The sequence below is a fragment of the Nonomuraea sp. NPDC003201 genome, assembly GCF_053590415.1.
Window position 1 is genome coordinate 1 of sequence record NZ_JBSFTC010000367.1, and the last position, 9,877, is coordinate 9,877.

General features: G+C 71.1%; 11 protein-coding genes. 5 read left to right on the top strand and 6 right to left on the bottom strand.

Features of this window, described 5'->3' with window-relative positions; translation table 11 throughout:
• Window positions 1–248: 248 nt before the first annotated feature.
• On the bottom strand, window positions 249–887 hold the full coding sequence (locus ACWDX9_RS54160; RefSeq protein WP_449970127.1) for a TetR/AcrR family transcriptional regulator: 639 nt from the start codon (window positions 885–887) through the stop codon (window positions 249–251).
• Window positions 888–1,059: 172 nt separating this feature from the next.
• On the opposite strand from ACWDX9_RS54160, the gene ACWDX9_RS54165 reads away from it, so the two are divergent.
• Genes ACWDX9_RS54165 through ACWDX9_RS54180 form a run of 4 tightly spaced genes read left to right on the top strand, consistent with a single transcriptional unit; the run spans window position 1,060 to window position 4,038 of the window.
• Window positions 1,060–1,938 carry a sugar phosphate isomerase/epimerase family protein gene (locus ACWDX9_RS54165; RefSeq protein ID WP_449970129.1) on the top strand — a complete coding sequence of 293 codons (879 nt, stop codon included), beginning with the start codon at window positions 1,060–1,062 and terminating at the stop codon, window positions 1,936–1,938.
• A complete protein-coding gene (locus ACWDX9_RS54170; protein WP_449970132.1) occupies window positions 1,935–2,309 on the top strand; it encodes a Gfo/Idh/MocA family oxidoreductase in 375 nt (124 codons plus the stop codon). Before ACWDX9_RS54165 ends, ACWDX9_RS54170 begins: the two co-directional genes overlap by 4 nt.
• Window positions 2,264–3,094, top strand: coding sequence for an MFS transporter (locus ACWDX9_RS54175; protein WP_449970153.1), 831 nt, complete (start codon window positions 2,264–2,266; stop codon window positions 3,092–3,094). The genes ACWDX9_RS54170 and ACWDX9_RS54175 overlap by 46 nt, the downstream gene beginning before the upstream one ends.
• A 26-nt stretch (window positions 3,095–3,120) precedes the next feature.
• Window positions 3,121–4,038, top strand: coding sequence for an NAD(+)/NADH kinase (locus tag ACWDX9_RS54180; RefSeq protein ID WP_449970135.1), 918 nt, complete (start codon window positions 3,121–3,123; stop codon window positions 4,036–4,038).
• On the opposite strand, the gene ACWDX9_RS54185 is transcribed toward ACWDX9_RS54180, so the two are convergent.
• The 5 genes from ACWDX9_RS54185 to ACWDX9_RS54205 are packed head-to-tail and all read right to left on the bottom strand — an operon-like array spanning window position 4,035 to window position 9,272.
• Complete coding sequence (locus ACWDX9_RS54185; RefSeq protein WP_449970137.1) at window positions 4,035–5,072, bottom strand: hypothetical protein; 1,038 nt, start codon at window positions 5,070–5,072, stop codon at window positions 4,035–4,037. The genes ACWDX9_RS54180 and ACWDX9_RS54185 overlap by 4 nt on opposite strands.
• 54 nt (window positions 5,073–5,126) lie before the next feature.
• Window positions 5,127–5,972, bottom strand: coding sequence for a carbohydrate ABC transporter permease (locus tag ACWDX9_RS54190; protein ID WP_449970140.1), 846 nt, complete (start codon window positions 5,970–5,972; stop codon window positions 5,127–5,129).
• Entirely contained in the window at window positions 5,965–6,990 is a 1,026-nt protein-coding gene (locus ACWDX9_RS54195; protein ID WP_449970142.1) for a carbohydrate ABC transporter permease, read from the bottom strand. Before ACWDX9_RS54195 ends, ACWDX9_RS54190 begins: the two co-directional genes overlap by 8 nt.
• Complete coding sequence (locus ACWDX9_RS54200) at window positions 6,987–8,237, bottom strand: sugar ABC transporter substrate-binding protein (protein ID WP_449970145.1); 1,251 nt, start codon at window positions 8,235–8,237, stop codon at window positions 6,987–6,989. Before ACWDX9_RS54200 ends, ACWDX9_RS54195 begins: the two co-directional genes overlap by 4 nt.
• A gap of 39 nt (window positions 8,238–8,276) precedes the next feature.
• Window positions 8,277–9,272 carry a LacI family DNA-binding transcriptional regulator gene (locus tag ACWDX9_RS54205; RefSeq protein WP_449970147.1) on the bottom strand — a complete coding sequence of 332 codons (996 nt, stop codon included), beginning with the start codon at window positions 9,270–9,272 and terminating at the stop codon, window positions 8,277–8,279.
• Window positions 9,273–9,433: 161 nt separating this feature from the next.
• Here ACWDX9_RS54205 and ACWDX9_RS54210 point away from each other — a divergent pair.
• The coding region (locus ACWDX9_RS54210; RefSeq protein ID WP_449970150.1) for a glycogen debranching N-terminal domain-containing protein at window positions 9,434–9,877 on the top strand (444 nt) is incomplete at its 3' end.

The following is a 9,877-nucleotide window of genomic DNA, read 5'->3' on the forward strand; positions in this document are numbered from 1 at the left end:
CTGCGAGCCGGTGGCGGCATCAGCGGCCTGGTCCGCGGCGCGCCGCTGGCGGCGGGCGACTACGACGGCGACGGGGACGACGAGCTCGTCCTCGCCGCCGGCGGCGACCTCCTCGACGTCATGGTGACGGACGGCAGGAGCGTGCTGACCCGCTTCACCCTGCCGCCCCGCTGAACCCCCGGCATCGGGCGGCGTCAGGACCCGCCGTCGACTGCGCGGGCTCCTGGGCCTTGGCGAGCCGTCAAGGCTCAGGAGCCCGCGACCGGCGCGTACGCGCCGCTCCTCCATCGCGCCAGCGTGTGGTCGAGGTGGAAGTCGAAGAGGCCGACCAGGTCCACGGTGGGATCGAGCAGCCACTGGATCTCCAGGCCGTCCATGGTGGCGCAGAGCGCGCGTACCTCGGCCTCGGCCTGCGCGTCGGTCAACGGCGGGATCTCTCCCGTCTCCGCCGTCGCGAGCAGGCGCTTGACCAGCATGTTCACGATGCCCGTGTAGCGGTCCTGGATGAAGGCGCGCGCCGGGTGCTTCTCGTTGGACGCCTCGCCCGTGAGGTGGATGAACAGCTCGAGCAGGCCCCGGTGGTGGGTGTGGTACGTCATGAGGTCGCGCAGGTCGTCGAAGGCCGACAGCCCGTCGCGCCGTTCGTGCCGGAGCGCGGCTGTCTCCCGCGCCCACCATTCGAGCACCGCGGCGAGCAGCTCCTCCTTGTCCTGGAAATGGCGGAGCAGGGCCGCCGGTGAGACGCCCACGTCCGCGGCGATCTGCCGCATGGACGCCCCGTTGTAGCCGCGCTCGCCGAAGGCCTTGGCGGCGGCGCTGACGATCTGCTCGCGGCGCTTGATGCCGCTCCGGTACGGGCCGCGCGGGGTCCCGCCGACGTTCGTCACCCTCTGAGCCTCCCACGGAAAATCTTCGGATCAACCTCTTGCGTCAAAAGCTATCAGGCGTTTACGTTTTGAGTCCCAAAGGTTAACACTCGATCACATTTCCCCGATGGGCTCCGTTACGCACTGGAGCAGGTGCGACGCCACATGCTCGCGCCCTTGGAAGGACCCCGAGATGATCGGCATCAACCCGCTACCCTGGCTGCTCGGGCCGTCCGGTTTCACGCTGGACGTCCCCACCCTGCGCACCGCCTTCGCCGAGATCGCCGAGGCGGGCTTCACCGCCGTCCAGGCCGACGTGCCCGAAGGCACCTCGGCGGCCGCCTACCTGGCCCTCCTCGGCGAGTACGGACTCGCCCCCGCGCCCGGCTACTTCCAGGGCACGTACGAGAACCCCGAGGCGATGCCCGGCCTCCTCGAACACGCCAGGCGGCACGCGGGAACGCAGGCCGCGCTCGGCATGACGGAGGTGTTCATCGCCTCGGCCCTCACCCCGGAACGGCTCGCCGCACCCGCGACCGGCGCCGCGCACGACCCGGGCAGGCTCGCCACCGTCATCGAGAACCTCGCCCGGACCTGCGAGGTCATCACCGGCGAGGGGCTGCGCCCGTGCCTGCACCCGCACGTCGGCACCTGGATCGAGACCGAGGAGGAGACCCGCGCGGTCCTGGACGCCATCGCCCCGGAACTGCTCTCCTTCGGGCCCGACACCGGCCACCTGCACTGGGCGGGCGCGGATCCGGCGGAACTGATCACCCGCTGCCGCGACCGGGTCGGCGCGGCCCACCTCAAGGACGTCCACACCGCCGTCGCCCGGCAGGCCCGCGAGGCGGGCGCGGACTACCGGGAGGCCACCGTCGCCCGCCACCTGTGGACCGAGCCGGGTCAGGGCGACGTGGATCTCGAAGGGGCGCTCGCCGCGCTGCCCGCGGGCTTCGGCGGGTGGATAGTGGTCGAGGTCGAGGTACCCGACCACGGCACCCCCAAGGACAGCGCGATCCTGTCGCGCCAGTGGGTCACCGAACACCTCACCACCGCAGAGGAGCGTCGATGACCGTCGGCGTCGGATTCATCGGAGCGGGCCCGGTCACCCAGGCCATCCATCTCCCCGCCGTCGCCGGGCTGTCCGACCGGCTGCACGTGGCCCGCGTCATGGACGTGGACGAGGGCACCGCGGCCGCGGTCGCCGCCCGCGCCGGGGCCGCCCACGGCACCTCCGTCGAGGAACTGCTCACCGACCCCGCCGTAGAGATCGTCGCCGTGTGCAGCCCGCACGCCTTCCGCGCCGAGCAGGCCGAGGCCGCCTGCGCGGCTGGTGCGTCACCCAGGCCGGCTACAACGCCGCCCAGGCCGCGCTCAACGCGATCAACCCCGACCACATACCGGAGCGGCAGCGCGGACGGGTCTCCGGCGTCATCGGCCTGATGAGCAACGCCGGCATCCTGGCCGGCACGTTCATCACCACGTCCGTCGCCGGCAGCACGTTCCTCATGTTCCTGCTGCCGGGGGTCTTCGCGTTCGTCGCGCTCGGGCTGCTGATCGCGTTCCTGCCCGACCGTCCCGCCGACCGGGCGGCGCTCGGCCCGTTCCGCCCTCTCGACCTGCTGCGCAGCCTGTGGGTCAACCCCTTCGCCCACCGCGACTTCGGCTGGGCCTTCGCCGGCCGCTTCCTGATCTTCACGGGGAACGCGTTCAAGCTGACCTTCGGCTTCTACGTCATCACCGACCGCCTCGGCTACAGCCCCACCGAGGCCGTGTCCCTGGTCTTCACCGCCACGCTCGTCTTCACCTGCGGCTCGCTGGTCACGGCCACGATCGGCGGGTGGCTCTCCGACCGGCTGGGACGCGGGAAGATCTTCGTGCTGGCGGCGTCCCTGATCATGGGGGTGGGCCTGCTGACCCTCGGCTTCACCACCACCTACCCCCAGTACCTGGTCGGCTCGCTGATCCTGGGCCTGGTCACCGGGGCGTACATGGCCGTCGACATCGCGCTGGTCGTGCGGGTCCTGCCCAACCCCGACAACGCGGCCAAGGACCTGGCCGTCTTCCAGATCGCCAACTCGCTGCCCCAGTCGCTGGCCCCGCTGATCGCCCCGCTTTTTCTCACCATCGGCGGCGGCACCGACAACTATCCCGCCGCCTTCACGGCCGCCCTGGTGTTCGCCGTGCTCGGCGCCCTGACGGTGATTCCCATCCGAAAGGTCCGCTGACCGCATCGCCGGGTAGGGGGCACCACGTGAAGCACTTCACTCTTGGGCTGGTGGTGCACCCTGACCGGCCGGTGCAGGACTCCGTACGGCTGATCCTCCGGCACGCGCGGCGCGCCGGAGGCGCGGTCATCGCCCGGCGGTGCGACGCTGGGCGGGTGGGGCCGGAGGTCGAGATCGTCACGCCCGAGGAGTTCGTCGAGCGGGTGACCAGAGTGATCAGCCTGGGCGGCGACGGCACCATGCTGGGCGCGGTGCGCCTGGTGGTCGGCCGCCAGGTGCCGGTGCTCGGCGTCAACCACGGGCACCTGGGCTTCCTCATCGAGGTGACCCCGTCGGAGCTGGAGCCGGCCCTCGACCGCCTGGCCGAGGGCCACTACACCCTCGAACCGCACAGCTGCCTGGAGGCCGACGACCACACCGCGTTCAACGACATCGTGGTCACCGCCGCCGATCCGCTGTCCAGCCTGACCCTCGACCTCGAGGTCAACGGCCTGAGGCACGGCTACTACCGCGCGGACGCGGTGATCGTCTGCACCCCGACCGGCTCGACGGCCTACAACCACGCGGCCGGCGGCCCGATCATCTCGCCGTCCACCGAGGCCGTCGCCCTGACCCCGGTGGCCCCGATGTCCGGCATCAGCCGCTCGGTCATCCTCGGCAAGGACGACCACATCGTGCTGCGCAACCCGTCGGACGACATGACGCTGCTCTTCTCCGTGGACGGCACCCCCGCCAGGCAGCTCAGCCCCGGAGCCGAGCTGTCTGCGCGGCTGCGCACGGACGCGGTGGACGTCGTACGGTTCGACGCCGACACCTACGCCCAGCGCAAGCGGGTCAAGCTCAGCCTGCTCGACCTGCCGCTCAGGCCGGACCAGCTCGTCGAGCTGATCCCGCAACCCCTGCGCGAGCAGGCCGAGCGGCTGCGCCAGACGATGACCCGCTAGACCCGGACGCCGGCCTTGCGCCACGCCTTCAGCAGCCGGCGGGCCGAGCCGCCGATCGGGCCGACGGCCTCGTACAGCACCTCCCGCGACACCGGTTCGGCCTGCGTCACGGCGGTCACGGCCTCGTCCGCGTCGGTGATCGTGTGGGAGCAGACGCTCAGCAGGTAGGCGGGGATGTTCAGGCGCGGGTCCGTGCAGCCCACCAGCGGGACGCCCACGGCCGCGACCACCGGGAAGACCGTGCCCGGGATGCCGATGGCGGCCTCGGCCCTGGCCGACGCCTGGACCGACGGCACGGAGCTGATCTCGTACTTCTCCCAGAGCGAGCGGTCCTCGCGGGGGTGCAGTCCCACGAGGATGTGCCTGCCCGCCGCCGCCAGCCGATCGGCGGCGGCCAGCAGCAGCTCGGTGCCGGGGGCCGAGCCGCCCGTGCTGCTGGACTTGGTCACGCTGGTGAGCACCAGGACGGTGCCGGGCTCGGGCGCGTGCCTGGGCAGATCGTCGGTCTGCGGGGTGCCGACGACCGTGATCGGGCGGCGCGTGCCCAGGTAGTCGTCGAACACCTTGGCCTCGGCCGGCGAGGACGCGGTGACCGCCCTGAGCCGGTCGCGGAACTCCTTGGCGCGCGGCGCCTCGACCGGCAGCTGGTACGCCAGCGAGCTCGCGACCAGCGGCAGCCGCGAGAACCGGGCGGCGCACTCCGCCGGCCAGTCCCCGGCGCCCGTCACGACGAGCAGATCGGCGTCCGGAACGCGGTCCGGCGTCGCGACCGGCACCGGGTCGCCCGGCTTGATCCCCGTCAGGTCGGGCACCAACTGCGTGATCTCCCACCCGCGCCGCCGCGCCTCCGGAAGCAGCGGGGCCACGTGGTAGGTGCCCCACGGCTCGTTCGTGGCGATCAGAACCCGGGGCGCCCTCCCGAGCGTGGCCGCCTGGGCGGCGGTGCCGCCCAGGACGGCGAGGCCCGCTCCGGAGAGCGCGCCGGCGAGGAGGGAACGACGGGTGAGCAGGGAAGATCTGTCATCAACTTTCACGTGACCGGAATCTAGGGGGTGCTTCTGAACATCCGCTGACGTCCAGAGGAACGCTCAGCCCTTGTCGGAGCCCTCGTTCGCGCCGCGCACGAAGTACCGCTGGAAGATCACGAACACCACCGCCACCGGAATGGTCGCCATCAGCGCGGCCCCCAGCTTGAGCGGATACTGCGTGCCCTTGCCCAGCGACCCGCTCACCAGGTCGGCCAGCCCCCGCGGCAGCGTGAACAGCTCGGGGTTCTGCACCGCCACCAGCGTGTGCGCGAACTCGTTCCAGGAGCCCTGGAACGAGATGATGGTGAGCGTGAGCAGCGCGGGCCGGGCCATCGGCAGCACGATCGACCAGTACGTACGGAAGACGCCCGCCCCGTCCACCTTCGCCGCCTCCTCGACGCTGACCGGCAGCGACTCGAAGAACTGCTTCATGATGAACACCCCGGCCGCGTCCGCGATCACCGGCAGGATCAGCGCGGTGTAGCTGTCGTACATGCCGAACTGGTTCAGCACCAGGAACTTCGGGATGAACAGCACCACGCCCGGCACCGCCAGCATCGCGATGATCGTCGAGAAGATCGCCCGCCGCCCCGGGAAGCGCAGCCGCGCCAGCGCGTACCCGGCCATGGAGTCGAGCAGCACGCGCCCGACCGTGATGACCACGGTCACCAGCAGCGAGTTGCCCAGCCACAGCGGCAGGTCGGTGCTGAGGAACACCTTCTCGTAGCCGCCCAGCGTCACCGGGTCGGGGATGGGCGACAGGGGCTGCGCCGCCGCGTCCGACTCGGTCTTGAAGGAGGCGGCGATCTGGATGACGAACGGGTAGAGGAAGACGAGCGCGAAGAAGATCAGGATGAAGTAGCCGGTGAAGGTGGAGGCCAGCGACCGCGCGTTGTCCTTACGCATGACGCCTCTCTCTCATCACCCAGCGCTGGACCAGGGTCAGCACCACGATGATGGTGAACAGCACGAACGAGATCGCGGTGCCCGAGCCGTACTCGAAGCTGCGGAAGGCCGTCTGGTACGACAGGAACGCCGGCGTCAGGGTGGTCTTGGCGGGATTGCCCTGACTCATCACGTACACCTGGTCGAAGACCTGCCACGTCGAGATCAGCCCCAGCGTGAGCACCAGGAACATGGTCGGCTTGAGCAGCGGCAGGGTCACGCGCCGGAAGACCTGGCGGCGGCCCGCCCCGTCCAGCATGGCCGCCTCCTCCAGCGACACCGGGATGTCCTGCAGCGCCGCCAGGAACATGAGCATGAACGTCCCCGACGTGGTCCAGACGACCAGCGCGATGATGGTCGTCATCGCCACGCTGGGCCCGGACAGCCACTCCCACCACGACAGCCCGAACGGGCCGCCGGTGGTCAGCGCCTCCGGCGGGGCCGCCGGATCGACCAGGCCGACGGACCCGAGCAGCAGGTGCAGCACCCCGCGCGAGTCGGCGAACCACTGGGGCCCGTCCACGCCGAACAGGCCCAGCAGGGCGTTGACCGCGCCGGAGTTGGCGAAGACGAACAGGAACACCACGCTGATCGCCACCGAGCTGGTCACCGAGGGGAAGAAGAACGCGGCGCGGAAGAACGTCCGGCCCTTCAGCAGCCGGCTGTTGACGACCAGGGCCAGGCCGAGCGCCAGCACGGTCTGCAACGGGACCACGATGGCCACGTAGTAGACGTTGTTGCGGACGCTCGTCATGAAGTCCTGCCTGGCCAGCCCATCCTCGGTGAACAGGCGGGTGTAGTTGTCCACGCCGACGAACGGCACGCCGCCCCGGAACGGGCTGCCCTGCCCGTTCCAGTCGGTCAGGCTCACCCACAGCGCCATGAGGATCGGCGCCAGCAGGAACAGGCCCAGGATCACCACGACGGGGGCCACGAAGAGCCAGCCCGCCAGGTTCTCACGAGTCTTGCTGATGGTCATGACGTGCCGAGCGCGGCCTGGATGTTCTTCTGCGTCCGCTGCAGCAGCGTCTTGGGCGCGGTGGTGGCCAGCTGCTGCAGCCCGGTGTCGAAGTCGGCCAGGACGCTGTCCATCTTGGGGGCGTTCACGGGGCCCTGGGCGTAGTCGGCGCCGTTGACGAAGGGGCCGTCGTCGGGGAACTCGGCGGTGTAGGCGGCCTTGGCGGACTGGCGCGAGGGCATGACGCCGAACGCCTTGGCGAAGGTCATCTGCTGGTCGGCCTTGGTCATCGCCTCGACGAACGAGACGGCCTGCTCCTTGTGCTTGCTCTTGGCGGAGATGCCCCAGCAGTTCGTGAACGACAGCGTGCCCTTGCCCTTGGGGCCGGCCGGCAGCTCGTGGACCGAGTACTTGACGTCGGGGAAGTCCGCCTTGAGCGCGCCCTTGATCCAGTTGCCCTCGATGGTCATGGCGGCCTTGCCCTTGCCGAACGCCTCGCCGCCCCAGCCCGCGTCGAGCTGGTCGGGGTAGCGGGCCAGCTTGGCCGACACCAGCGAGCGCACGTACTCGAGGGCCGCGAGGTTCTGCGGGCTGTCGGCGGTGGCCTGCTTGCCGTCGGGGCTGGTCAGCCAGCCGCCGGCCTGCACCATGAACGCGCCGACGCGGTCGCGGGTCGGGCCGATCGCCAGCGGGGTGACGTCCTTGGCCTTGAGCTTCTCGGCGACCGAGGTGAGCTGCTCCCAGGTGGTCGGCACGTCGGCGTCGGTGAGCCCGGCCTTGGACCACAGGTCCTTGTTGACGATCAGCGCGAGGGTGGAGAAGTCCTTGGGCGCGCAGTAGAGCTTGCCGTCACGGGTGAACGCCGTGCGCAGGGAGGGGTAGAAGTCGTCGGGCTGGCTGATCTTGTCGCCGTACGGCTCCAGGGCGCCGACGCTGGCGTAGTCGGCGAAGCGGGAGGCGTCCACGTAGAACACGTCCGGGGGGCTGTCACCGGCGAAGGCCTGGCCGAGCTGCTGGGCGAGGTCCTGCGCGGGCGTCACCGTCGCGGCCGCGCCCGCCGAGGAGGCCCAGGTCTGGGCGGCCTGCTTGACGGCGGCGGTCTCGGCCTCGCCGGAGGAGCCGATGAGGATCTGCAGGTTGACCTGGCCGCCGCTCTGCTGGGGGGCCTGGCTCGGCTTGTCGTCGAAGCCGCTGCCGCAGGCCGACAGAACGAGCGTGGCGCAGGCGAGGCCGCTGATCGCGGCGGCGCGGCGGGTACGTGACGTCATCGCGGTGGTTCCTGTTCTCGCGTTGTGGGGGGTTGAGGGTCAGGCGGACTTACGGATGGTCAGAGAGGGGGGCAGCAGCACGTGCGCCGACGGCGGCTCGGCGTCGGGGCTCTCCAGGGCGCGGGCGAGCAGGTCGACGCAGGCCGCGGCGGCCTCGCCGAGCGGCTGGTGGACGCTGGTGAGGCCGACGGCCCTGGCGGCGGGCGTGTCGTCGAAGCCGATCACCGCGACGGGGCGGCCGGGCTCGCGGGCCTGCAGCGCGCCGAGGGCGAGGGAGTCGCTCGCGCACACCAGGGCGGTCACGCCGGGGTCGGCCGCGAGCAGGTCGCGGGCGGCGCTCTCCCCGGCGGTGATGCCGTCCTCGACCGCCCGTTGCAACCCGTCCGGATCGTGGCCCCAGTTCTGGTCACGGAGGGTTCTCGCCCAGCCCTCGCGGCGGTCGTCGCCGACGCCCGAGCCGGGCGGCCAGCCGATGAAGCCGATGCGGCGGTGACCGGCGGCGAGCAGGTGGCGGGTGGCGGCCTCGGTGCCCGCGGCGCCGTCCACGTCCACCCACGGATGGCGCGCGTCGGGCAGGTCGCTCCAGGGCCGGCCGAACGCCACGAACGGCAGCCCGCGCTCCAGCAGCCAGGACGCGCGCAGGTCGTCGTGGTGGGTGCCGGTCAGCACGAACGCGTCCGGCTTGTACGCGCCGAGCAGGTCCTCGTACGTCGCGATCTCCGCGTGGTCGTCCGCGGCGGTGTAGAGCAGGATCCGGTACCCCTCCTGCGCGGCCGTCTCCGACAGGCTGTGCAGGAAGCGGTCGGCCCACGAGCCGCTGATCCCGTCGCCGTCGGGCTCGATGCCGATGGCGATCAGGCGGGAGCGGCCGGTGCGCATCTGGCGGGCGGCCTGGTTGGCGCGGTAGCCGAGCCGTTCGATCACCTCGAGGACGTGCTTGCGGGTCTCCTCCCGGACCACTTCCGGGCTGTTGAGCGCGTTCGACACCGTCTGGCGCGACACGCCTGCTGCCTTCGCCACATCGGTGATCGTCACCTTTTCCGCCATAAATCGCCTTTCGAGGGGGTTGAACGTTCAAAGTCTGGTGAGGCATGATTTGATCGTTCAAAGTTAGCGGAGTGTTTCGAAATCTGCACCCCCGGCGTCCGTCTGTCAAGACCCGGGTGATCATTGACCTGACCTCAGGGGGAAACGTAGTGCTTCAGCCGCTGCTGCACGATCTGGTCAGCACCGTCATGGCGCCGGCGAGCGCGCTGAGCGACGCCGACGGCCAGATCCGTCAGGCCGGCGTGCAGGGGCTCTTCTGCGCGGACCGCCGGGTGCTGTCCCAGGCCCGGCTCCTCGTGGACGGGCGCGAGCCGGAGTCCATCGGGTACGCGCCCGGGGCCGCCGGCCAGGCCCGGTTCGTGTCCCTGGCCCGCTGGCTCGGCGACCGCACGATCGACCCCACGGTCCGGATCGAGCGCTCGCGGGAGGTGTCGCCGTTCGGCATGGGCGAGCAGGTGGAGATCGTCTCCACCGCGTCGTCGCCGGTCACGGCCACCGTCACCGTCGAGCTGGCGTGCGACTTCGCGGCCGTCGAGGCGGTCAAGTCCGGGCGCTCCGGCACCCCCGTACCGGCGGGTGCGGCCGGGGACGGA

Bases quoted from the DNA above. Each gene is read 5' to 3' on its own strand.
- ACWDX9_RS54190 (WP_449970140.1), bottom strand. From the start codon at position 5,972: ATGCGTAAGGACAACGCGCGGTCGCTGGCCTCCACCTTCACCGGCTAC.
- ACWDX9_RS54195 (WP_449970142.1), bottom strand. From the start codon at position 6,990: ATGACCATCAGCAAGACTCGTGAGAACCTGGCGGGCTGGCTCTTCGTG.
- ACWDX9_RS54170 (WP_449970132.1), top strand. From the start codon at position 1,935: ATGACCGTCGGCGTCGGATTCATCGGAGCGGGCCCGGTCACCCAGGCC.
- ACWDX9_RS54165 (WP_449970129.1), top strand. From the start codon at position 1,060: ATGATCGGCATCAACCCGCTACCCTGGCTGCTCGGGCCGTCCGGTTTC.
- ACWDX9_RS54200 (WP_449970145.1), bottom strand. From the start codon at position 8,237: ATGACGTCACGTACCCGCCGCGCCGCCGCGATCAGCGGCCTCGCCTGC.